The 22,415-nt window shown below is 73.1% G+C and carries 19 protein-coding genes and 2 pseudogenes; 8 read left to right on the top strand and 13 right to left on the bottom strand.

Annotation, left to right across the window (positions count from 1 at the left end; all coding sequences use genetic code 11):
- Positions 1 to 145 precede the first annotated feature (145 nt).
- From ACSNN7_RS07965 to ACSNN7_RS07940, 6 genes and pseudogenes are all read right to left on the bottom strand, one after another.
- Positions 146 to 1,228 carry a YihY/virulence factor BrkB family protein gene (locus ACSNN7_RS07965; protein ID WP_436680018.1) on the bottom strand — a complete coding sequence of 361 codons (1,083 nt, stop codon included), beginning with the start codon at positions 1,226 to 1,228 and terminating at the stop codon, positions 146 to 148.
- A gap of 67 nt (positions 1,229 to 1,295) precedes the next feature.
- Positions 1,296 to 2,105 carry an ABC transporter permease gene (locus ACSNN7_RS07960; RefSeq protein ID WP_436680016.1) on the bottom strand — a complete coding sequence of 270 codons (810 nt, stop codon included), beginning with the start codon at positions 2,103 to 2,105 and terminating at the stop codon, positions 1,296 to 1,298.
- 9 nt (positions 2,106 to 2,114) lie between these two features.
- Positions 2,115 to 2,903, bottom strand: a complete 789-nt coding sequence (locus tag ACSNN7_RS07955; protein ID WP_436680042.1) for an ABC transporter permease — start codon at positions 2,901 to 2,903, stop codon at positions 2,115 to 2,117.
- Positions 2,904 to 3,034: 131 nt separating this feature from the next.
- A pseudogene (locus ACSNN7_RS07950) lies at positions 3,035 to 3,220 on the bottom strand (DUF397 domain-containing protein); the annotation flags it as partial.
- A gap of 40 nt (positions 3,221 to 3,260) precedes the next feature.
- Positions 3,261 to 3,452, bottom strand: a complete 192-nt coding sequence (locus ACSNN7_RS07945) for a DUF397 domain-containing protein (protein WP_436680014.1) — start codon at positions 3,450 to 3,452, stop codon at positions 3,261 to 3,263.
- Positions 3,443 to 4,246 (bottom strand): helix-turn-helix domain-containing protein, encoded by an 804-nt coding sequence (locus tag ACSNN7_RS07940; protein ID WP_436680013.1) that lies wholly within the window; start codon positions 4,244 to 4,246, stop codon positions 3,443 to 3,445. The genes ACSNN7_RS07945 and ACSNN7_RS07940 overlap by 10 nt, the downstream gene beginning before the upstream one ends.
- Before the next feature lie 411 nt (positions 4,247 to 4,657).
- Here ACSNN7_RS07940 and ACSNN7_RS07935 point away from each other — a divergent pair, with 411 nt between their 5' ends.
- Entirely contained in the window at positions 4,658 to 4,864 is a 207-nt protein-coding gene (locus tag ACSNN7_RS07935; RefSeq protein ID WP_436680012.1) for a hypothetical protein, read from the top strand.
- Positions 4,864 to 5,109 (top strand): flavin reductase, encoded by a 246-nt coding sequence (locus ACSNN7_RS07930; RefSeq protein ID WP_436680011.1) that lies wholly within the window; start codon positions 4,864 to 4,866, stop codon positions 5,107 to 5,109. Before ACSNN7_RS07935 ends, ACSNN7_RS07930 begins: the two co-directional genes overlap by 1 nt.
- Positions 5,110 to 5,188: 79 nt before the next feature.
- Here ACSNN7_RS07930 and ACSNN7_RS07925 read toward each other — a convergent pair whose 3' ends face one another.
- Positions 5,189 to 6,121, bottom strand: coding sequence for an ABC transporter ATP-binding protein (locus ACSNN7_RS07925; RefSeq protein WP_436680010.1), 933 nt, complete (start codon positions 6,119 to 6,121; stop codon positions 5,189 to 5,191).
- A 361-nt stretch (positions 6,122 to 6,482) separates the two neighbouring features.
- Between ACSNN7_RS07925 and ACSNN7_RS07920 the strand changes: the two genes are divergently transcribed.
- The 5 genes from ACSNN7_RS07920 (at position 6,483) to ACSNN7_RS07900 (ending at position 13,572) form a co-directional block, all read left to right on the top strand.
- On the top strand, positions 6,483 to 8,705 hold the full coding sequence (locus tag ACSNN7_RS07920; RefSeq protein ID WP_436680009.1) for a TRAP transporter permease: 2,223 nt from the start codon (positions 6,483 to 6,485) through the stop codon (positions 8,703 to 8,705).
- Positions 8,702 to 9,721, top strand: a complete 1,020-nt coding sequence (locus tag ACSNN7_RS07915; RefSeq protein ID WP_436680008.1) for a TAXI family TRAP transporter solute-binding subunit — start codon at positions 8,702 to 8,704, stop codon at positions 9,719 to 9,721. Before ACSNN7_RS07920 ends, ACSNN7_RS07915 begins: the two co-directional genes overlap by 4 nt.
- Positions 9,722 to 9,785: 64 nt before the next feature.
- Entirely contained in the window at positions 9,786 to 12,218 is a 2,433-nt protein-coding gene (locus ACSNN7_RS07910; RefSeq protein WP_436680007.1) for a sensor histidine kinase, read from the top strand.
- On the top strand, positions 12,215 to 12,607 hold the full coding sequence (locus ACSNN7_RS07905; RefSeq protein WP_436680006.1) for a roadblock/LC7 domain-containing protein: 393 nt from the start codon (positions 12,215 to 12,217) through the stop codon (positions 12,605 to 12,607). Before ACSNN7_RS07910 ends, ACSNN7_RS07905 begins: the two co-directional genes overlap by 4 nt.
- The gene (locus ACSNN7_RS07900; protein WP_436680005.1) at positions 12,604 to 13,572 is read left to right on the top strand and encodes a TAXI family TRAP transporter solute-binding subunit; all 969 of its coding nucleotides are present in this window, start codon (positions 12,604 to 12,606) and stop codon (positions 13,570 to 13,572) included. Before ACSNN7_RS07905 ends, ACSNN7_RS07900 begins: the two co-directional genes overlap by 4 nt.
- Before the next feature lie 7 nt (positions 13,573 to 13,579).
- On the opposite strand, the gene ACSNN7_RS07895 is transcribed toward ACSNN7_RS07900, so the two are convergent.
- The 5 genes and pseudogenes from ACSNN7_RS07895 to ACSNN7_RS07875 form a co-directional block, all read right to left on the bottom strand.
- On the bottom strand, positions 13,580 to 14,116 hold the full coding sequence (locus ACSNN7_RS07895) for a hypothetical protein (RefSeq protein WP_436680004.1): 537 nt from the start codon (positions 14,114 to 14,116) through the stop codon (positions 13,580 to 13,582).
- Positions 14,116 to 16,012, bottom strand: a pseudogene (gene dnaG / locus ACSNN7_RS07890) (DNA primase). Before dnaG ends, ACSNN7_RS07895 begins: the two are co-directional and overlap by 1 nt.
- Positions 16,013 to 16,101: 89 nt before the next feature.
- Complete coding sequence (locus tag ACSNN7_RS07885) at positions 16,102 to 16,944, bottom strand: siderophore-interacting protein (protein ID WP_436680003.1); 843 nt, start codon at positions 16,942 to 16,944, stop codon at positions 16,102 to 16,104.
- A gap of 52 nt (positions 16,945 to 16,996) precedes the next feature.
- Positions 16,997 to 18,286 carry a deoxyguanosinetriphosphate triphosphohydrolase gene (locus ACSNN7_RS07880; protein WP_436680002.1) on the bottom strand — a complete coding sequence of 430 codons (1,290 nt, stop codon included), beginning with the start codon at positions 18,284 to 18,286 and terminating at the stop codon, positions 16,997 to 16,999.
- Positions 18,287 to 18,289: 3 nt separating this feature from the next.
- Positions 18,290 to 18,640: a VOC family protein gene (locus ACSNN7_RS07875; protein WP_334455165.1), complete on the bottom strand. Its 351-nt coding sequence runs from the start codon at positions 18,638 to 18,640 to the stop codon at positions 18,290 to 18,292.
- 235 nt (positions 18,641 to 18,875) lie between these two features.
- On the opposite strand from ACSNN7_RS07875, the gene ACSNN7_RS07870 reads away from it, so the two are divergent.
- Complete coding sequence (locus ACSNN7_RS07870) at positions 18,876 to 19,364, top strand: roadblock/LC7 domain-containing protein (protein ID WP_436680000.1); 489 nt, start codon at positions 18,876 to 18,878, stop codon at positions 19,362 to 19,364.
- A gap of 71 nt (positions 19,365 to 19,435) precedes the next feature.
- Here ACSNN7_RS07870 and ppdK read toward each other — a convergent pair whose 3' ends face one another.
- On the bottom strand, positions 19,436 to 22,144 hold the full coding sequence (gene ppdK / locus ACSNN7_RS07865; protein WP_436679998.1) for a pyruvate, phosphate dikinase: 2,709 nt from the start codon (positions 22,142 to 22,144) through the stop codon (positions 19,436 to 19,438).
- Positions 22,145 to 22,415 lie beyond the last annotated feature (271 nt).

Genomic DNA, 22,415 nt, shown 5'->3' with positions numbered 1-22,415 from the left:
GCCTTCCGTGGCCCCTGTCCATAGCTTCAGTCAATCTGCCGCCAACTTTTGTCCGTTAGGACAAAAGCTATGAGTGGATCAAGAAAAGGGGTCGGCCCCGCCGCGCTGGAGCGTGACGGGGCCGACCTCGAGGTCGTTGCGGGAACTAGCGCTTCCCGGCGTTGCGCTTCTTCCTGAGCTTGCGGTCGTCGCGCAGCTCGACGTAGGGCTCCTCGTCCGGCGAGTGGCCCGCCGAGATGGCCCGGCCGCGCTCCAGCTCCGCGTCGAACTCGGCGCCGAGCAGGATGGCGATGTTGCTCAGCCAGAGCCAGACCAGGAAGACGATCACACCGGCCAGCGCCCCGTAGGTCTTGTTGTAGGAGGCGAAGTTGCTGACGTACAGCGCGAAGAGGCCGGAGATCACCAGCCAGATCACCACGGCCAGCACCCCGCCCGGGCTCACCCAGCGGAACCCGCCGTGCCGGGCGTTCGGCGAGGCCCAGTAGAGGATGGCGAACATCAGGCTGACCAGGAGCAGCAGCACCGGCCACTTGGCGATGTTCCACACCGTCACCGCGGTGGAGCCCAGGCCGATGGCGCTCCCCACCTGCTCGGCGAAACCGCCCGTGAAGACCACGATCACCGCGCAGGCCAGCAGCATCACGCCGACCACGGCGGTCACCGCGAGCCGGATCGGCAGCGTCTTCCAGATCGGCCGGCCCTCGGGCACGTCGTAGATGCTGTTCGAGGCGCGCATGAAGGCGGCGATGTAGCCGGAGGCGGACCAGAAGGCCGCCAGCAGACCGACGATCGCGGCGATGCTGGCCAACCCGCCCGAGGCGCCCGCCTGCTCGATGGCGCCCTCGATGATCGTCCGGATGTTCTCCTCCGGCACCGCCTGGTTGACGGTGTCCTTGACCCCCTGGGTGGCGCGGTCGCCGAGCAGACCGAGCAGGGAGATCAGCACCAGCAGCCCGGGGAAGATGGAGAGCACCCCGTAGTAGGTCAGGGCGGCGGCCCAGTCGGTGAGGCTGTCGTCCTGGAACTCCTTGACGGTGCGCTTCAGGGCCGCCACCCAGCCGGAGCCGGGCAGCTCGGTCGGGCTGTCCGGCCCGTCGTCGGGGCCGACCGGCCGGCTGCCCCGCGCGTCGCGGTCGCCCCGGTCGTGCGTACGGGCCCGGGCGGCGGACGCGCCGCCCGGCTCGTCGCGGTCGCGCCCGGCCCGGGCGGACGTGTCGTCGGAGGCCATTCGCCCCTCCTCGTGGTCAACGGGTTGTCCCCCTCGACATGCCCCGGGGAAGGTGCCCGTTAACCCCTCACTTGTACAACAGGCCCACCATCCGGCGGGACGCCACGGCCAGCCCGATCCCGGTCAGCGCCAGCAGGTAGAGCACGTCCAGCAGCCACAGCCCACCCGATCCACCGACGCAGATGTCGCGGACCAGGTGCACCGAGCGGTAGAGCGGGGTCACCTCCACCGCCCAGCGCAGCAGCGCCGGGTAGTCCTCGGCCGGCACGAAGGTGCCCGAGAAGAGGAAAAGGGCGAACTGCGCCGAGCCCATCAGGTCGAAGTCCTGCCAGCTGCGCATGAAGGTGGACAGCGCCATGCCGATCGCGCCGAAGGTGAAGCCGACCAGCACCGCCGCCGGGAACGCCAGCACCGCCCGGCCGACGGTGGTCAGGTCCATCGCCACCATCACCGCCAGGAAGGCCGCCGAGTAGGCCGAGCCGCGCACCATCGCCCACCCCAGCTCCCCCAGCGCGATCTCGAAGGGCCGGACCGGGGTGGCGATGATGCCGTCGTAGAGCTTGAGGTACTTCATCTTGCCGAAGAAGTTGAAGGTGGTCTCGGCGAGCGCCCCGGTCATCGCCGACGCGGCGAGCATGGCCGGGGCGACGAACGCGGCGTACTGCACCACCCGGCCGTCGGGCAGGGTGAACCCGTCGATCAGCCGGCCCACCCCGACACCGATGGAGAAGAGGTAGAGCACCGGTTCGACGAACCCGGAGAGCAGCAGCAGCCAGTAGACCGACTTGAGGGCCGCCACGTTGCGCTCGACGACCGAGGCCGACCGGCGGGAAGTGCCGGAGACGTCGAGCAGCCGGGGCAGGACCAGAGTGACCACCGGATCCTCCTAGACCACGAGCCGGCGACGGAAGAGCCGGGCGGCCAGCAGCCAGCCGCCCACCGCCCAGGCCGCGAGGTAGAGCAGGTGGCCGGCGACCGACCACTGCGGAGCCACGCCGAGGGTGGCCGCCCGGCACAGGTCGACGGCGTGCCAGAGCGGCGTCGCGTACGCCAGCCAGCGCAGCACGCCGGGCAGCGTCTCGACCGGGAAGAAGATCCCGGCGAAGAGCGTCATCGGGATCACCGCGAAGCGGAACAGCATGGCCAGCCAGCTGTCGCTGTCCACCGCCGCCGCGTAGGCGAAGGTCGGCGCGGCGACCGCCAGGCAGAGCAGCGCCACCACCGGCAGGGCGGCCACCGCCCAGCCCGAGTGCAGCGCCCCGAACAGCGCCGTCACCAGCAGGAACGCGGCACTGGCGGTGAGCGCCCGGAACAGCACGAAGGCCAGGTGCCCGGCGAGGATGTCGACGATCCGCAGCGGCGCGGCGCTCTGCGCGGAGTAGGTCTTGATCCATTGGAAGTTGCTGAACACCGGCCAGGTCGACTCGCCGATCGTGACCTGGAGCGCGGTCGAGGCGAGCAGCCCGGGCACGATCCAGTCGAGGTAGCGCACCCCGTCGACGCCCTGGTCGACGTAGGCCCCGACGCCGAGGCCGAAGCCGACCACGGTCAGCGTCGGCAGCAGGAAGGACGAGAAGACCCCGGCCCGCCAGGTGCGGCGGTAGCCGGTCAGGTAGTGCGCCAGCACCGCCAGCGCCGGCACCCTCGGCAACGCCGGCCGGGGCCGTTGCGCCACGCTCACGCCATCACCCCCGTCGTCGCCGTCCACCACGGCCTTCCTACCCCGGGGGTACGACAGGCCGTGGCCACCCTACGACCCGGGTCAGCCCGTGTCGTGCCAGTTTCGGCGCCGTCGTGAGCGTGGTACCGCCGGGCGACGCCGGAGACGAAGGCGCGCCAGGCGTCCGGGCCGAAGGTCAGCGCCGGACCACCGGGGTCCTTGGAATCGCGTACGGCCACCACGCCGGGCAGGTTGTCGGCGACTTCCACGCAGTTGCCGCCATCGGGGCCGCTACGGATGCTCTTGCGCCACCGGGCACCGGTCAAATCCATGTCTCCGCCACCTCCGCCATTACGCCAACGGGGAGGGCCACTACCGCCGGTCGGCGGCGTACGCGACGAAGGCGCGCCAGGCGTCCGGGCCGAAGGTCAGCGCCGGACCATCGGGGTCCTTGGAATCGCGTACGGCCACCACGCCGGGCAGGTTGTCGGCGACTTCCACGCAGTTGCCGCCCTGGCCGTTGCTACGGCTGCTCTTGCGCCACCGGGGGCCGGTCAGATCCATGTCTCCGCCACTTCCGCCATCAACTCAAGGGACTGCTGCTGCGATAGTGCCTCACCACGGATCGACTCCCACACCTCGACCATCTGCCGCACGTACTCGGCGCGGTCGATCACCTGCCCGTGGAGTTGCCCCTCCTGGTAGACGACATCCTCGCCCTGCGACGAAGTACCGATCACGAAGGGACCGTTGATCCCAGGGTATGCACCGGCAGTCAGCGGCACGATCTGGATTCGAACCCTAGGGAGGGCCGAGCCGATCTTCATCAGGTGTCGCGATTGCTCGCGCATCACCTCCGGCCCGCCGATCCTGCGGCGTAGTACGTACTCGTCGATGACGGCGGTAAGCAGCGGTGGTCGGTCCCGGGTGAGCAGCGCTTGACGGTCGAGCCGGGTAGCCACCTGCTGCTCGATCTCGTCCGGCGCGAAGAGCCCGCCGCCGGCCAGCAGCGCCCGGGCGTAACCCTCGGTCTGCAACAGGCCGGGCACGCACAACGGCTCGAACGTGCGCAGCGCGGTGGCCTCCTGCTCGATGCCGGCCCAGTCGCGGAACCAGGGCACCACGGTCTCCCGGCTGATCCGCCGCTGGATGCGCTCGAACCGTCCGTCCGCCCCGAACACCGCGTCGCACCGGCGGGCGAAGTCGAGGCTCGGCCGGCGCTCGCACGTCTCCACCTTGGCGACCAGGGCACCCGAATAGCTCAGCGCCTCGGCCAGCGCGGTCTGGGACATGGCACTGGTGGCCCGGGCGAGCCGCAACTCCTCCGCGAAGTGGTCCAGTATGGACGAGCGTTCCACGGACAGCCTCCGTACATCCTCGTACCGCCGGGGAGCGGCCGCCGTACGCCCTGGTCGTCGGCGCGCGGAGTCTCCCACCGTAGTCGCGTCCTCACCAGACTGTCACGCAGCGGAACCGCTCACGGGATCGGACGGCGGGCGGAACCAGGCCGGGGGCGCCCGGCGACGGCGAGGTCCAGGGCGCCCCCTTCCCACCTCGACGGAGGCTCCCCCATGCGACTCAGGTTCCGGCCCGGCCACCGCCCGACGCCACCCGCCGCGCTCCCCCGGCGTACCCCCGACGCGGAGCCGGCGTGGCCGACCCCACCCACGACGGCCGCCCCGGCCACCCCGACGAGTGGAACACCATGGCTGCATCCGACCCCTGGAGACACCCATGGTGTTCCACTCGTCGCCACATACCCGTCGATCATGGAGTTGGCGGTGGCGTCGGAGATCAACGCCGCCGCTAACTTCATGATCAACGCATGGGGGCCGGCCGAAGCCAGATCCCTGGCGAACGATCCAGGGACCGACGGCGCGGGAGGCCCGGGGCGGCTGACGCGCGCGCAGGAACGGCGGGCCGACGGCGGCCACCGGCTGCCGTCGCCGCGCAGGGCCGGGGAGGGCCTGCGCTGATGCCGCGCTACCGCCCGCACGTCGCGGCCCGCCCGTCCTGGCGCTGCCGGGTCTGCGGCGCCGCGTGGCCCTGCTCCCCGGCCCGGCTGGCGCTGCTCGGCGAGTACCGCGAGAACCGGACGAATCTGCTGATCTACCTCGGCACGCTGATGCACGAGGCCATGGCCGACCTCGCCGCACTGTCCGGGCAGGACGCGCCGGAAGGGCTGCCCGACCGCTTCCTGAGCTGGGCGAGGGCGCGTTGACGCGACAGGCCGCCCGGCAACCGGACGAGAGCCTCGGACTGGGGTTGCCGCGATCTTCGCGTCGCGAGGGGCGCGCTGATCAGTCGACGAGGGTGCGCCCGGTCAGGTGCAGGAAGACGTCCTCCAGGCTGCTGCGCCGGACCAGTACGTTGGCCGGGGTGAGCCCGAGCGCGTTGATCTCGGCCACCGCGGCGTCGCCGTCGGCGACGTAGAGCAGGATCCGGTCGGGCAGCACCTCGACCCGTTCCCCCAGCCCGTCGAGCTTGCCGGCGAACGCCTCCTGCGACTCGGCCGCGAAGCGCAGCTCCACCACCTCCCGGGTGGAGTGCCGCTCGATCAGCGCGCGGGGCGAGCCCTCGGCGACGATCCGCCCGCCGTCCATCACCACGAGGCGGTCGCAGAGCTGCTCGGCCTCGTCCATGTAGTGGGTGGTCAGCACCAGCGTCACCCCCTGCTGCTTGAGCCGGAACAGCCGCTCCCACACCAGGTGCCGGGCCTGCGGGTCGAGCCCGGTGGTCGGCTCGTCGAGCAGCACGATCTCCGGCTCGTTGACCAGCGCGCGGGCGATGGTCAGCCGGCGCTTCATGCCGCCGGAGAGCGGCTCGACCTTGCTGTCGGCCCGCTCGGTGAGCTGCACGAAGTCGAGCAGCTCGGCGGCGCGCGCCCGGGCCACCGCGCGGGACACGCCGAAGTAGCGGGCGTAGGTGGTCAGGTTCTCCCGGACGGTCAGCTCGGGATCGAGATTGTCGAGCTGGGGGCAGACCCCGAGCCGGGCCCGGATGGCCGGGCCGTCGCGTACCGGGTCCATGCCGAGGATGCACAGCTCGCCGCCGCTGGGCGGGGAGATGCAGCCGATCATGCGCATGGTGGAGGACTTGCCGGCGCCGTTGGGGCCGAGGAACCCGAACGCCTCGCCGGGGCGTACCTCGACGTCGATGCCGTCGACGGCCGTGAAGTCGCCGAACCGCTTCACCAGCCCCCGGGCCTGGATGAGTGGTTGAGCACTGGTCACCGGCCGACCCTACCGGCGACGTCCGACACCTTTCGACCGGTTTCCGGCCCCGCCACGAGGGGCGCGGATCCGGCTACGTAAAGTAGTTCACACTACGGAAAGTGACCGGCCGGTGCGTTCTGGCGCACCGGGCCGCCGCGCCGCCGGCCGGGCGACGAGCGGGGCGATGTGGGCCATAGTGGACAGAGCGTTTTCGGACACCCCCCGACCACCCACGCCTGTCAACAGTTCGGCCCCAGCTCTTTGTTAAATCCTTCTTTATTCAGCTTCCTCTGAGTAATGGAAATGGATCGCCATTACCCACTGCAATGATAAGCGGCAATGTTCCATGGTCTAGATAATTGGCGTATCGTGCCCCCTCGTGTCGTCCGTACGCTTCTCCGACGGTCCCACCCCACAGTCGCCGCAGGCCGGCTCCAGCGGGGCGGGAACCGCCCTGGAGGACGCTCCGGCACCCCTGTCTTCGCAGGTGAAGACGGGTCTGCCGACCCGCGTCGAGGTGCCGGACACCCGCGAACTCGCCGCGCAATTCGAGGACGAGAAACCGGGGCGTGCGCTCACCGGACCGGTCGGGCTTCTGGTCACCGGCACCACCGTGGCGATCGCGCTGCTCGCATTCCTCCAGGTCGTCCAGCCGTTCGCGCAGGGCAGCAAGTACTACCTGATCATTTTCCTGGCCGGCGTACTGCCGATGGTGTTCCTGGCGTACCCGGCGGACCTCCCGACGCGACCCCGGACGCGACCCGCGCCGACCCTCGCCGACCGGAGCGGTCCAGCCGGTCGGGCCCGCTCGGCCGGGCCGACCCTGCCGGACTGGGCGCTGGCCGGGACCGCCCTGGTCGTCTGCCTGTACCCCGTGCTGCCGTTCACCGTCGGCGGCGGTGGCGGCGGATACGACGCCTTCCTCGACCGCCAGGGTCTGCTCGTCGGGCTCGACCTGGCGATGGGCACCGTGCTGCTGCTCCTGCTGCTGGAGGCCTGCCGGCGCACCACCGGCTGGGTCCTGCCCGCCGTCTGCCTGCTGTTCCTCGGCTACGGCTACTACGGCGGGCTGCTGCCGCAGTCCTGGCCGGTGGCGCACGCCGGGCTCGACTTCGGCCAGCTGGTAGACGCGTTCTACAACTCCGACAACGGGTTCTACGGCACCCCGCTCGACGTCGCGGCCTCGTACATCGTGCTGTTCACCATCTACGGCGCGGTGCTGGACCTCTCCGGCGCCGGACGGTTCTTCGTGGAGCTCTCCGCGGCCGCGTTCCGCCGCTCCCGAACGGCCGCCGGGCGCACGGCGGTCGCCTCCGGCTTCCTGCTCGGCACCGTCTCCGGCTCGGGCGCGGCGACGACGATCGGCATCGGCGCGGTCACCTGGCCGGTGCTGCGCCGGGCCGGCTACCCGGCCGAGCGCGCGGGCGGGATGCTCGCCGCCGCCGGGGTCGGGGCGATCCTGTCCCCGCCCACCCTCGGCGCGGCCGCCTTCATCATCGCCGAGTACCTGGGGGTGTCGTACCTCCAGGTGCTCGGCTGGGCGATCGTCCCGACCGTCCTGTACTACCTCGGCATCCTGCTCTCGGTGGAGATCGACGCGCGGCGCTCCGGCGTGCGGCCGGTGGTCCTGGAGACCGGGTCGCCCTGGCGGCTGCTGGGCCGCTTCGGCTACCACTTCCTGTCGCTGCTGGTGATCACCGGGCTGCTCGCGCTGGGCGTCTCGGCGACGAAGGCGGTGGTGGGCGCGACCGTGCTGGCCGCCGCGCTGTCCTTCCTGGACCGCCGGTACCGGCTCACCCCGGCCCGGCTGGTCGAGGCGCTCGGCACCGGCGTGCGCGGCGTGCTCGCGGTCAGCGCGGTCTGCGCCGCGGCCGGCATCATCACGGCGACCACCACCAAGACCGGGCTCGGCCCGCAGGCCGCGGCGCTGTTGATCTCCGCCGCGCAGGCGGTCACCTCCGACCCGGCCCTGGTGCTGGCGCTCACCGCGCTGCTGGCCGCCGTCGCGCTCACCCTGCTGGGGCTGGCCGTGCCGGTCACCGCCTCCTTCGTGATCGGCTGGGTGATCATCGGCCCGGCCCTGCTGGACCTGGGCGTCGCCGCACCGGCCGCGGCGATGTTCGTCTTCTACTTCGCGGTCCTGTCCGAGGTCTCGCCGCCGACCGCCCTCGCCGCGGTGGCCGCCGCCGCGGTCACCGGCGGCCGGCTGGTGCCGACCATGTGGCAGACCCTGCGGTACGCCCTGCCGGCCTACCTGATCCCGATCGCCTTCGTGATCACCCCGACCGGTCTGGGGCTGCTCGGCATCGGCGGGCCACAGCGCATCGCCGTGGCCGCGGCGGTCTGCGCGCTCAGCGTCGCGGTGCTGGCCGTGGCGGCGGGCGGCTGGCTGCCCGGCGTCGGGCCGGTCGGCGTACCCGAGCGGATCCTCGGCGCACTGGCCGGGCTGACGCTGCTCTGGCTCGAACCCGTACCCGTCACGGTCGGCGCGGTCCTGGCCGCCGCCGGGGTGGCGGGTGTGCTCGTACGACGCGGCTCCGCCGGCCGGACCGGCGAGCCGTCCGCAACGCCAACGGTGCACCATGGGGAGGAAAAACAGTGAGACGGATCAACGTGCGGATCGCCGCGGGAGTGGGCGCGCTCGCCCTCGTCGCGACCGGCGCCGCCGGTTGCGGGGGCCAGCAGGACGGCGCGGCGAAGGACGACGCCGCCAGCGAGGTCACCTGCAAGGTCACCGACAACACCCGGGTCGGCATCGCCACCGGCAACGCCACCGGCGTCTACTACCCGGTCGGCAACGCCCTCGCCGGCCAGCTCTCCGCGACCACCGAGGGCAAGCTCACCGGCACCGCCGCCGAGACCGGCGCCTCGGTGCAGAACGTCGAGCAGCTCGTCGCCGGCCAGTACGACGTCGCCTTCTCGCTCTTCGACACCGCCGTCAACGCGGTGCAGGGCAAGGGCAGCTTCACCTCGCCGCAGCCGGTCCAGGCGCTGGCCCGGATCTACGACAACTACACCCAGGTGGTCGTGCGGGCCGACTCCGGCATCGCCTCGGTCGCCGACATGAAGGGCAAGAAGATCTCCACCGGCTCCCCGAAGTCCGGCACCGAGGTCATCGCCAACCGCCTGCTCATCGCCGCCGGCCTCGACCCGGCCAAGGACGTCCAGGCCCAGCGGCTGGACCTGACCAAGACCGTCGAGGGGGTCAAGGACGGCAGCGTCGACGGCTTCTTCTGGTCCGGCGGGGTGCCCACCGGCGGGATCACCGACCTGTTCACCACGGCCGGCGACAAGGTGAAGTTCCTCGACATCACCCCGTTGCTGCCCAAGATGACCGAGCAGAACGCCGCGTACCAGGCCGGGACGATCCGCGCGGACGCCTACCGGACGGCGACCGACACCCCGACCATCGTGGTGCCCAACGTGCTGCTGGTCCGCAAGGACCTCAACGCGAATGTCGCCTGCGCGGTCGCCCGCACGGTCTTCGAGAAGAAGGACGCCCTGGCGCAGGCCAACCCGGCCGCCAAGGGCATCAGCCTGGACAACGCCCGCAAGACCGATCCGGTACCGCTGCACCGCGGCGCGGCCAAGGCCCTGCAGGACCTCGGCGCGAGCTGACCGACGGCGCCGGGTCCGGGCCAGCGCCCGGGCCCGGCGTCCCCGACCACCCCGGGAGACCCGCGTGCCGCTCCCCAGCCCCGCCCGCGTACGCCGGCACAACCGGCCGACGGACCACACCGACCGGCTCTGGTCGGTCCGCACCCAACTGCTCGCGCCCATCCTGGTCGCCACCGTGGGCCTGGTGGTGCTGGGCGCCACCCAGACCGGCACCGCGCTGGACGCCTCCGCCGACGCCGACCGGGCCCGGGTGCTCGCCGGCACCGCCACCGCCACCGTGCGCCTGGTGCACGAGCTGGAGCGGGAACTCGGCGAGACGGCCGCCCTGCGCCAGCGGGGCGGCTCGACCGGCCGGCCGCTGGTGGACGCCCAGCGGCGGCGGGTGGACACCGCCGTCGACCGGTTCCGCACCGCCAGCCGGGAGGCCCGCCGGGCCGCCCCGAACCTCGGGCGGGTGCTCGACACCGCCGACGAGCAGCTGTACCAGCTCAGCCCAGCCCGCCGGTCGGCGCCCGAGTCGGAAGGGGCCGACCCGACCTACGTGGCGCTGGTCGAGTCGCTGCTCACCGTCGCGGACGCGCTGCCGGCCCAGCTGCGCGACACGGAGCTGGCCAACGCCGCGCGGGAGGTGGCTGCGGTCGCCAGCCAGGAACACCTGGCCTCGCTGGAACGCGACCTGCTGCGGACGGTCTTCGTCCGGGGTGAGCTGGCCCAGGGGGAACTGGTCCGGCTCGGCCAGCTGCGGGGTGCGCGGGAGCAGCGCCAGGCCGAGTTCTCTCGGATCGCCGACGCGGACGCGGAGGCCGCGTACGCCCGGCTGGTCGCCGGCGCGGACGTCGCGACCGCGCAGCGGATGCGGGACACCGCGGTGAAGGGCGAGACGCTGCCCGCCGCGCTCAAGATCGACGGTGACGCCTGGTACGTGGCGCAGAGCGGGACGATCCGGCGGTACAACCTCCTCGGCCGGGAACTCTCCGAGGACCTGGACCAGCAGGCCGCCCGGCTGGCCCGGGACGCCCGGCGGCGGGCGCTGGTCACCGGCGGGGCCACCACCGCCGTGGCGGCGGCCTCGCTGCTCGCCGCCGCGCTGCTCGCCGTGCGCACCAGCCGCCGGCTGCGCCGGCTGCGGGTGGCGGCGCTCACCATGGCCAACTCGGAGCTGCCCGAGCGGATCACCGCGGTCGCGGCGGGCGAGGACGCGCCGGCCGAGGGCGCGGCCACCCGGCTCACCGACAGCATCCGGCACGGGCGCGACGAGGTCGCGCAGGTGGCCGAGGCGTTCGACACGGTGAACCGGGCGGCGCTGCGGCTCGCCGGCGAGCAGGCCGAGCTGCGGCTGGACGTCACCCGGATGGCCGAGGCGCTGGCCCGCCGGATCCGGACGCTGATCACCCGGCAGCTGCGACTGCTCGACGACTTCGAACGCGACGAGACCGACCCGGACGCGCTGGCCCGGCTCTTCGCGCTGGACCACCTCGCCGCGCGGATGCGCCGCAACGGGGAGAACCTGCTGGTCCTCGCCGGTGGCGAACCCGGCCGGGCGTACGAGGGGGACCACCTGCTGGCCGACGTGGTGCGCGCCGCCTCCTCCGAGATCGAGGACTACACCCGGGTGGAGATCGACGTGCCGGACGCCACCGTGCACGGGTCGGCGGTCGGCTACCTGGTCCACCTCCTCGCCGAGCTGCTGGAGAACGCCACCAACTACTCGCCGCCGCAGTCCCCGGTGCAGGTCGACGGCCGCCGTACCGTCGACGGGCTCACGCTGCGGGTGCACGACCACGGCATCGGCATCAGCGATGCCCGGCTCGCCGCGATCAACGAACGGCTGCTCGCCCCGGCGGTGCTCTCCAGCGCCGCGGCCGGCAGCATGGGCCTGCACGTGGTGGCCCACCTGGCGGCCCGGTACGGCATCCGGGTGCAGCTGCACAACACCGGCACCGGCACGGTGGCCCAGGTCGAGGTGCCCGAGTCGGCGCTCACCCGGGTCGAGACGGTGGCCCGCCGCCCCGTCCCGGCCCGCCAGCCCTCCTCGGCGACGGCCTGGTTCCGGCCCCACGCGAATGCGCCGGCCCTGGCGACGGTCGTGCCGAACGGCGCGCCCGCGCCCCGGGTGACGACGACCTACGGCGGCAGCCTGTTCCGGCCCGACCCGACCGACGTCCACCACGCGCCCACGGTGACGTTGCCGGTCCTCAGCCCCGGTCCGCGCGTTCCGGCCGCCGGCCGAGGGCCGGTGACCCGGGGCCCCGAGACGCTCGAGGCCGGCACCGGCCTGTCATCGACCGGCCCGGTGGTGGCCACCGGCACCGGGCTGCCGCGCCGGACCCGGGGCAGCCAGTTGCCGACCGGGCTGGCGCACACCCCACCGGCCCCGACGGCGGACGACCTGCTCGACCCGGAGGTGGTGCGGACCCGGCTGTCCGCGCTCGCCGAGGGGGTGGCCAGCGCGATGCGACGCAACCAGCAGACGAGACCCATTGGGAGACACCGATGACCGCACCCCTGACCGCCGGCCTGGACTGGCTGCTGACGAACTTCGCCGAACAGATCCCGGACGTGTCGCACGCCGTGGCCGTCTCCGAGGACGGGCTCCGGCTGGCCTCCTCACCCCACCTCTCCCCCGACCAGGTGGACCAGCTCGCCGCCGTGATCAGCGGCCTGGCCAGCCTGACCGTCGGCGCCGCGCGGCTGATGTCGGCGGGCCGGGTACGCCAGCAGATCGTCGACATGGACGGCGGGGTGATGCTGGTGATGGCGGTCGGCGAACGGGCCCTGCTCGGGGTGCTGGCCGCGCCGGGCTGCGACCTGGGTCAGATCGGCTTCGAGACGGCGACGCTGGTGCAGCGGGTGGCGGAGGCGCTGGAACCGGCGGTCCGGGCGTGACCGGCCGGCCGCCCCGGTGGCTGGCCGTCCTGCTGGTCACGCTCCTCGTCGCCGGTTGCGGCGAGTCGCCCGCGCCGCCGCAGTCCTGGCACGGTGGGCGGATCTTCCTGGCCACCGGCAACACCACCGGCGTGTACTACCAGCTCGGCGGGGGCTACGCCGACGTGATCAGCCGCCACCTGCCCGGGTACGAGGCGCGGGCCGAGCCGACCGGCGCCTCGGTGGAGAACGTCACCCGGCTGGCCAGCGGGGACATGGAGATCGCCTTCAGCCTCGCCGACACCGCGGCCGACGCGGTCACCGGGCAGGGCGCCTTCGCCGGGCAGCCCCAGCCGGTCCGGGCGCTGGCCCGGGTCTACAGCAACTACACGCACGTGATCGTCCGGGTCGACGCCAAGGTGACCGACTTCGCCGGGCTGCGCGACAAGCGGGTCTCCACGGGTTCACCGAAGTCCGGCACGGACATCATCGCCGGGCGGCTGCTGACCGCCGCGGGGATGGACCCGGACCGGGACGTCCGCCGGTTCACGCTGTCGCTGCCGGAGACGGTCAAGCGGATGCGGGCCGGCACGCTGGACGCGATGTTCTTCTCCGGCGGCCTGCCCACCCCGGGCATCGCCGACCTGCTCTCCAGCGCGCCGGGGAGGTTCGCGCTGCTGCCGATCGGCGATCTGATCGAGCCGCTGAACGCCCGGTACGGCTCGGTCTACACCACCGCCGAGCTGCCGAAGGACGCCTACGGCACGCCGACCGGCACGCCCACGGTGACGGTGTCGAACATGATCCTAGTCAACGCGGACATGCCGGACGGGCTGGCGTACGACCTGACCCGGTTGCTCTTCGCGTACCAGGGCGACCTGATCGGGGTGCACCCGGAGGCGGGCAACTTCACCCGGCAGAGCGCGTCGAGCACCGACCCGATCCCGCTGCATCCCGGCGCGGCGCGCTTCTACCAGGGCGGGTGAGCGGAGTTCAGGCGTCCGCGGGGGCGGTCGCCGCGCGGGCGGCCGCGACCAGCCGGTCGGTCTCGGCCAGCACGGCGTCGTCGTCGGCGGGGGTGCCGGGGTCGAGGCGGACCGTCCAGTGCAGCCCGTCCACGCCGGCCACCCGCCGGGCCGCGACCCGGCCCGCGCCGCCGGGCACCGGGTGGTGCGCGGAGTACGCCACCGAGCGGGTGACCCGGGCCCGTACCTGGTGCGGCAGGTCACCCGGGTCGGCGAGCAGGTACGTCTCGGCCGGGCAGTCCGCCACCACCTGGTAGCCGTCCCGCTCGGCGACCTGCTCGGCCGGGGTGACGGTCAGCTCGCGGCCGGACCAGACGGCCTTGAGGATGTCGTGCCAGCCCAGGCGGTGGCCCCGGCCGGGCAGCCAGAGCCCGAGGTTGCTCGCCACCACCACGCCGTCGCCCTCGCCGTTGCCGGCGACGGCCCAGGCGAGCACCCGTTCGCCGTCGGCGAGCGGGGGCCGGGCGGCGGGCGGCAGCTTCGGCTTGCGGCTGAACAGTCCCATCACAGTCCTCCCGCGGCCTGCTCGCGCAGCGCCCGCGCGTGCTGCTCCAGCGAGAGCAGTTCCCCGAAGAGGGCGAAGTACTCGTCCTTGTTGTTCACCGGGTTGACCCGTTGGATCTTGGATTTCAGGTCCCGGATCCGGGCGGTGACCGAGCCCCACTGCAACCGGGCCATGGTGATCGAGACGTACCGGGGGTCGGGCTCGCCGTCGATGCGCAGCGGCTCCACGGCCAGCTCGCCGACGAGTGCCCGGGCGGCGAGATCCTCGCAGGCGTCGCGGACCGACTCGATCCAGACCGCGCCGCCGGCGGCGGCCGCGGCGCCGCCCGCCGCGGCGATCGCCGCGCGGACCGCAGCGTGCACCGGGTGCCGGTACTCCGGGGCCTCGACCGCGTCGAACATCGGCCCGGCCAGCACCGGCTCCTGCAGCGCCAGCTTCAACGCCTCGCGCTCGACCATCGACTGCGGGCTGTCCACCGCCGGCTCGGGCGGGGCCGCCGACCGGGCCGGCGCGGGCGCGCGTCGCTCGGCGGTCGGGGCCGCGTCGGCGGCGAGCACAGCGCGCTGCACCGGCTCGATCTCCATGCCGAGGTCACCGGCGAGCTTGCGGACGTACTCGGGGCGCTTCTCCCGGTCCTTGATCTTCGCCACCAGCGGGGCGGCGCGGCGCATCGCCTCCACCCGGCCGTCGACGGTGTCCAGGTCGTACCGGTTGAGCACGTGGCGCAGCGCGAAGTCGACCAGCGGCTCGCGGCGGGCGACCAGGTCGCGCACCGCCAGGTCGCCCTTGGCCAGGCGCAGCTCGCACGGGTCCATGTTGTCGGGGCTGACCGCGATGAAGGTACGCCCGACGAAGCGCTGGTCGTCCTCGAAGGCGCGCAGCGCGGCCTTCTGGCCGGCGGCGTCCCCGTCGAAGGTGAAGATGATCTCGCCGGCCACCGCGTCGGTGTCCAGCAGGAGCCGGCGCAGCACCCCGATGTGGTCGGCGCCGAAGGCGGTGCCGCAGGTCGCCACGGCCGTCGGCACGCCGGCCAGGTGGCAGGCCATCACGTCGGTGTAGCCCTCGACGACGACCACCTTGCCCTGCTTGGCGATCTCCCGCTTGGCCTGGTCGATGCCGTAGAGGACGTGCGACTTCTTGTAGATCGGCGTCTCGGGGGTGTTCAGGTACTTCGGGCCGTCGTCGTCCTCGAAGAGCTTGCGGGCGCCGAAGCCGATCACGTCGCCGGCCAGGTCGCGGATCGGCCAGAGCAGCCGGCGGCGGAACCGGTCGATCAGCGAGCCGGAGCGGGCCGGCCGGGACAGCCCGGCGGTGACCAGCTCGTCGTGGGTGAAGCCCTGCTGGCGCAGGTGCTTGGTGAGCAGGTCCCAGCCGTCCGGGGCGAAGCCGCAGCCGTACCGCTCGGCGGCGGCCCGGTCGAAGCCCCGCTGGGCCAGGAACTCCCGGGCCGGCCGGGCGCCGGCGGTGGTGAGCTGCGCCCGGTAGAACTCGACGGCGGCGGCGTGCGCGGCCACCAGCCGCTGCTTCTGCCCCTGCTGCGGGCGGGGGCGCGGGGCCGAGTTGTCGTTCTCGACGTAGCGCAGCTGGATGCCGGCGCGGGCGGCGAGCCGCTCGACGGACTCGACGAAGCTGAGGTGCTCGGCGTCCATCAGGAACTTGATCGCGTCGCCGCCGGCCCCGCAGCCGAAGCAGTACCAGACGTTGCGGGCGGGCGAGACGTTGAACGACGGGCTCTTCTCGTCGTGGAACGGGCAGAGGCCCTTGAGGTTGCCGCCACCGGCGGACTTGAGGGTCACCGCGTCGGAGATGACCTCGGCGATCGAGGTGCGTTCCCGGACCAGCGCGATGTCCTCGTCCCGGATCCGCCCAGCCATGTGCCACCCCCTCGGCGTACATCCTGCCCTGCCGGGCCGACGATCCACCGCCGGGGGCACGGGCGTGTGGCGAACGACGCCACCGCCCGAGCGCCCCCGCCGGAGAGGGGGTCAGGCGGCCGGAACGGCCTGCACGGCCTCCTCGGCCTCGACCTGGCGGTTCCAGTCCGCCTTGGTGGAGCGCCAGCCCTCGTCGTCCATGCCGCGACGCCAGTAGCCGGAGATGGAGAGCGCCTCGCGGGGCACCCCGCGCTCGACGCGCAGCAGCCGGCGCAGCTCCTTGACGAAGGTGGCCTCGCCGTGGACGAACGCGTGCACCCGGCCGGGCGGGAACTCCAGCGCCCGGACCGCCTCGACCAGCGCCGCGCCGACCGGCCGGTCGCCCCGGTGCAGCCAGGTCAGCGCCACCGCGCCCGCGCTGGCCAGGCGCTGCTCGTCGGCCGGCCCGTCGACCTCGACGAAGACGGCCGCCGGGGCGCCGGCCGGCAGCCGCTCCAGCGCCGCGCCGATCGCCGGCAGGGCGCTCTCGTCGCCCACCAGCAGGTGCCAGTCCGCCGTCGGGTCCGGCGCGTACGCTCCGCCGGGGCCGGTGAAGAGCACCTCGTCGCCGGGGCGCAGGCGGGCCGCCCAGGGCCCGGCCAGCCCCTCGTCGCCGTGGTGCACCACGTCCACGGTGAGCTCGCCGGCCCGTGGGTCCCAGGCGCGCACGGTGTACGCGCGCAGCCGGGGCCACTGCTCCCGGGGCAGCTGCTGACGGATCGCGGCCAGGTCCAGCGGCCTCGGATGGTCGACCCCGGGCGACAGGAAGACGATCTTGATGTAGTGGTCGGTGTACTCCCCGACCGGCAGCCCGGTCAGCTCCTCCCCGCCGAGGATCAGGCGGATCAGGTGCGGGGTGGGCCGCTCGGTTCGCAGGACCCGGGCGGACGTGACCTTCTTGGGGCGCTCCGTCATGTCACTTAGGCTAGCCTAAGTTCATTCCTGGCACCCGGGCGGGCCGACCGCCTCAGGTCCGGACGAGCCGATCGTGCCAGGCCACCGCCGCCGGATCGGTGAGCGACGCCACCTGGTCGACCACCACCCGCAGCCGGGCCGCGTCGTCTCCGGCCGCCCGCCACAGCGGCGCGAAGACCGGGTCGAGCGCGTCCGGCGCCCGGTCACCCAGCACGCCGACCAGCTGGGTCAGGATCTCCCGCTGCCGGTCGTACCGGGCACCGGCGCCCGGCCGGTTCATCACGTAGCGCCAGGCGATCCCCTTCAGCAGCGCGCACTGGGCCCGGATGCGACGCGGCACCACCAGGTCGGCGGCGTACCGGCGGTGCGGGCCCGGGCCGAAGCGCTCCCGGGTGGCGCTCACCACGGTGGAGACGAACCGGCCGGTCAGCACGCTGGTGGTGGCCTTCAGCGCGACCTGCGACCGGTGACTGCCGTCGTAGCCGGCGAGCGCGGCGAGCACCGGCTCGTCGAGCAGGTCGACCAGCACCTCGCCGAGGTCGGCCGGGGACTCCCCGGAGTAGACGTCGGCCACGTCCACGCAGAGGGCGGCCCGCTCGTCCGGGTCGTCGAGCAGGGGGCGCAGCGAGAGGTACCCGCCGTGGATGCCGTCCTCCACGTCGTGCACCGAGTAGGCGACGTCGTCGGCCCAGTCCATCACCTGGGCCTCCAGGCAGCGCCGCGCCCCGCCCGGCGGGCCGCCGCCGAGGTCGGGCTCCCCCCGCGGTACGCCCTCGCGCAGCCAGTCGAAGACCGGCCGGTCGTCGGCGTACACCCCGAACTTGCGCCGCCCCGGCTGCCGGGGCCACGGGTACTTGCCGACCGCGTCGAGCGAGGCCCGGGTGAGGTTGAGCCCGGCCGGTGCGCCGTCCGGGCCGATCACCTTGGCCTCCAGCCGGGTCAGCACGCGCAACGTCTGGGCGTTGCCCTCGAACCCTCCGCACGACGCGGCGAGCCGATCGAGGGCGTCCTCGCCGTTGTGCCCGAAGGGCGGGTGGCCCAGGTCGTGGGCGAGCCCGGCGGTGTCCACCACGTCCGGATCGCAGCCCAGCCGGGCGCCCATCTCCCGGGCGATCTGGGCCACCTCCAGCGAGTGCGTCAGCCGGGTACGCAGGAAGTCGTCGGTGCCGGCGACGTGCACCTGGGTCTTGGCGGCGAGCCGCCGGAAGGCCGCCGAGTGCAGCACCCGGGCCCGGTCCCGCTCGTACGGCGACCGGCCGTAGCCGGTGTCCTTCGGCGCCTCGTCGACCCGACGCCGCGCGTCGGCCGCGTCCCAGGGGCCGGCCCGGTCGGCGTCCCGCACCCCTCAGCCCTGCTGCCGCAGCACGCAGAACTCGTTGCCCTCCGGGTCGGCGAGCACCGTCCACGAGGCGTCGCCCTGGCCGACGTCGACGTGCCGGGCCCCCATGTCGACCAGCCGCTCGACCTCGGCCTCCTGGTCGGCCGGGCGCAGGTCGAGGTGGAGGCGGTTCTTGGTCTCCTTGCCCTCGGCGACCGGGACGAAGACGATGCCGGGCAGCCGGTCGCGGGACTGGCGGATCTCCACCTCGTCCGGTTTCTCCGCGACCACCTGGTAGCCCAGCGCCTCGGCCCACCAGTGGGCCAGCCGGGACGGGTCCCGGGCATCGACGGTCACGCTCTCCCAGACGCTGGTCATGCGGTCACCCTTCGCCGGTCGTACGCAATTCCCCGCGGGAGCTCAGGTTACGCCGGACCCGGCCGGCAGGCGCGGCGGCGAAGGGCGGATCGCGGGTCCGCAACCGCCGATCAGTCGACAGTTGTCGGCCGATCGCCGACGGTCACGGGATCGCGGGGGCGGCGTGGCCTTCGGTAACGTGCCGGGAGCGGTACGTGACACCGCCGACCGGTACGCGACGAACGGGGAGACGCTCGTGCACGTTGACACGGTGCTGGACACGGAGCTGCGGGGGCTGCGCCGACGCCGCCCGGAGGTCACCGGGACGGTGCTGGCCGGGCGGGACGGGATGCTCATCTCCAGCGACCTGCCGGCCACGGACGCCACCCACCTGGCCGCCCTCGCCGCGGTGGGCTTCGGGGTCGGGCAGCAGGTCGCCCAGACGGTGCGCGGCGGCGGCTTCCGGGAGTCGGTGGTGCGCACCGCGACCGGCTGCGTGGTCACCTACCCGGCCGGGCGGCACGCGCTGCTCACCCTGGTCACCGGGGCGGGCACCGACCTGGACGCGCTGCACGAGGAGGCACGGGCGGTGGCCGAGCGGGCCGGCTCGGCGTTCGACTCGCAGCGGGTCGGCGTGGGCGCGACCCCGGTGCCGACGGTGCACGGCGCGCTCGCCGCGCGTACCCCGCTGCCGGCGCTGGCCCGCCGGCGGCCGGGATCGACCTGGCGGCGCCCGCCGCGGTAGGGCGCGCCCCACACCCACCGACGACGACGGCGGCTCCGGGGGACACCCCGGAGCCGCCGTCGGTGGTGCGGTCAGCGGCTGTCGGAGCCGTCGGTCTCGACGGCCGCCCGGCCGGCCTCCAGCCGGGCCACCGGCACCCGGAACGGCGAGCAGGAGACGTAGTCCAGGCCCACCTCGTGGAAGAAGTGCACCGAGTCGGGGTCGCCGCCGTGCTCGCCGCAGACGCCGAGCTTCAGCTCCGGCCGGGCCGCCCGGCCCTCCTCCGCGGCGATCCGGACCAGCCGGCCCACGCCGTCACGGTCGATGGACTCGAACGGCGAGATGCCGAAGATGCCCAGCTCCAGGTAGCGCCAGAAGAAGGCGCCCTCGACGTCGTCGCGCGAGAAGCCCCAGGCCATCTGGGTCAGGTCGTTGGTGCCGAAGGAGAAGAACTGCGCCGCCTCGGCGATCTGACCGGCGGTCAGCGCGGCCCGGGGCACCTCGATCATGGTGCCGATCAGCACCTCGACGCCGCTGTCCCCGACCACCTCCGCGATGATCTTCTCGGCCTCGGCGCGTACCGTCTCCAGCTCCTGCACCGCGCCGACCAGCGGGACCATGATCTCCGGCTTGGCGACCGCCCCGTCGCGGGTGACCGATACGGCGGCCTCCGCGATGGCCCGCACCTGCATGGCGAAGAGACCGGGGATGACCAGGCCGAGGCGGACGCCGCGCAGGCCCAGCATCGGGTTCTCCTCGTGCATCCGCCGCACGGCGGCGAGCAGCGCCTCCTCCTTGGCCACGTCCTCGCCGCGCTCCTGCGCGACGGCGACGTTGACCGCGAGCTGCTCCAGCGGGGGCAGGAACTCGTGCAGCGGCGGGTCGATCAGCCGGACGGTGACCGGCAGGCCGTCCATCTCCCGGAAGATCTCCTTGAAGTCGTCGCGCTGCAGGGGCAGCAGCGCGGCGAGCGCCGACTCCCGCTCGTCGTCGGTGCGGGCCAGGATCAGCTTCTCGACCAGCTCCCGCCGGTCGCCGAGGAACATGTGTTCGGTGCGGCACAGGCCGATGCCCTCGGCGCCGAAGCGCCGCGCCCGCGCCGCGTCGGCCCCGGTGTCGGCGTTCGTGCGGACCGCCAGCTGCCGCTTGGCGTCGGCGTGGGACATGATCCGGTGTACGGCCCGGACCAGCGCGTTGTCGACGTGCTCCGGGTCGAGGCTGCCCTCGAAGTACTGCACCACCTCGGACGGCATGACCGGCACCTCGCCGAGGTAGACCTTGCCGGTGGTGCCGTCGATGGATACGACGTCGCCCTCGGTCACGGTCTGCCCGGCCACGGTGAACCGCTTCGCCGGCACGTTCACCTCGATGTCGTCGGCGCCGGAGACACAGGTCTTGCCCATGCCCCGGGCCACCACGGCGGCGTGGCTGGTCTTGCCGCCCCGGGAGGTAAGGATGCCCTGGGCGGCGATCATGCCGTTGAGGTCGTCGGGGTTGGTCTCCCGGCGGACCAGGATCACCGACTCTCCCTCGGCGGCCAGCTCGACCGCGCGGGCGGAGGTGAAGACCACCTTGCCGGACGCCGCGCCGGGCGATGCGCCGATGCCCTTGGCCACCGGCTCGAACTCGTGGTCGAGCCGGAACCGGGGGAACATCAGCTGCGCCAGCTGCGCGCCGTTGACCCGGTGCAGCGCCTCGTCCAGGTCGATCAGGCCCTCGTCGACGAGCTGACCGGCGATGACGAACGCGGCGGCGGCGGTGCGCTTGCCGACCCGGGTCTGGAGCATCCAGAGCTTGCCGCGCTCGATGGTGAACTCGATGTCGCAGAGGTCCTTGTAGTGCTCCTCCAGCCGGGCCATGATGCCGAGCAGCTCGTCGTAGGACTTCTTGTCCAGCCGCTCCAGCTCCTGCAACGGAACGGTGTTGCGGATGCCGGCGACGACGTCCTCGCCCTGGGCGTTGGCCAGGTAGTCGCCGTAGATGCCCTGCGCGCCGCTGCCCGGGTCGCGGGTGAAGGCGACACCGGTGCCGGAGTCGGGGCCGAGGTTGCCGAAGACCATGGTCACCACGTTGACCGCGGTGCCGAGGTCGGCCGGGATGCGCTCCTGGCGGCGGTAGAGCACGGCCCGCTCGGCGTTCCACGACTCGAAGACCGCGCGGATAGCCAGGTCGAGCTGCTCGCGCGGCTCCTGGGGGAAGTCCCGGCCGGTGTGCTTGAGGAAGATGCTCTTGTACGCGTCGACCAGCCCGCGCAGGTCGTCGGCGTCGAGGTCCAGGTCGTTGGTGGTGCCCTTGGCGCGCTTGGCCTCGTCGAGGGCGTGTTCGAACTCCTCGCCGGGCACCTCGCAGACCGTCTTGCCGAACATCTGGATCAGCCGGCGGTACGAGTCCCAGGCGAACCGGTCGTTGCCGCCGGCCTGGTTGGAGAGTCCGACGACGCTGCGGTCGTTGAGGCCGACGTTGAGGACGGTCTCCATCATGCCGGGCATGGAGAACTTGGCACCGGAGCGTACGGAGACCAGCAGCGGGTCCTGCGGGTCGCCGAGCCGGCGGCCCATCTGGCGCTCCAGCGACTCCAGGTGGGTCTCGATCTGGTCCGCCAGCCCGTCCGGCTCGCGGCCGGTGGCCAGGTACGCCTTGCACGCCTCGGTGGTGATGGTGAAGCCGGGCGGGACCGGCAGCCCGAGATTGGTCATCTCGGCGAGGTTGGCCCCCTTGCCGCCCAGCAGCTCCTTGAGCTCCTTGTTGCCCTCGGCGAAGTCGTAGACGTACTTGTGATCGACCGTCTCTTGCGCTGCCACCAGAGCCTCCCACGCGCGCCGGAATTGACACTTAACGAAGGTTCAGTTGCCTCTTACCCCGGGGCGGACCGCCGGTAATCCCGGTGTCAGCACCGATCGGTGGGCGAAGGTTAAGCGAACATCGGGTGGCCTGGGACCGTTCGGTGACAATAGGCACAGCTATCACGACTATCCGCGTTCGTGGCGGTTTCTGGGAACGCTTCCACGCGCACGATCACGCAATTCCGGCCCCTCCTCTACTCTTGAACGGCACCGGTTCTGCTCAACCTGA

Source organism: Micromonospora sp. URMC 105 (assembly GCF_051386295.1).
Lineage (GTDB): Bacteria > Actinomycetota > Actinomycetes > Mycobacteriales > Micromonosporaceae > Micromonospora.
Note: the sequence above shows the minus strand (reverse complement) of the source record. Positions and strands in the feature narration are given on the sequence as shown.

Excerpts from the sequence above, each read along its gene's own strand:
- ACSNN7_RS07965 (WP_436680018.1), bottom strand. The coding sequence starts at position 1,228 with ATGGCCTCCGACGACACGTCCGCCCGGGCCGGGCGCGACCGCGACGAG.
- ACSNN7_RS07945 (WP_436680014.1), bottom strand. The coding sequence starts at position 3,452 with ATGGATCTGACCGGCCCCCGGTGGCGCAAGAGCAGCCGTAGCAACGGC.
- ACSNN7_RS07935 (WP_436680012.1), top strand. The coding sequence starts at position 4,658 with ATGGAGTTGGCGGTGGCGTCGGAGATCAACGCCGCCGCTAACTTCATG.
- ACSNN7_RS07930 (WP_436680011.1), top strand. The coding sequence starts at position 4,864 with ATGCCGCGCTACCGCCCGCACGTCGCGGCCCGCCCGTCCTGGCGCTGC.
- ACSNN7_RS07905 (WP_436680006.1), top strand. The coding sequence starts at position 12,215 with ATGACCGCACCCCTGACCGCCGGCCTGGACTGGCTGCTGACGAACTTC.
- ACSNN7_RS07895 (WP_436680004.1), bottom strand. The coding sequence starts at position 14,116 with ATGGGACTGTTCAGCCGCAAGCCGAAGCTGCCGCCCGCCGCCCGGCCC.
- ACSNN7_RS07885 (WP_436680003.1), bottom strand. The coding sequence starts at position 16,944 with ATGACGGAGCGCCCCAAGAAGGTCACGTCCGCCCGGGTCCTGCGAACC.
- ACSNN7_RS07875 (WP_334455165.1), bottom strand. The coding sequence starts at position 18,640 with ATGACCAGCGTCTGGGAGAGCGTGACCGTCGATGCCCGGGACCCGTCC.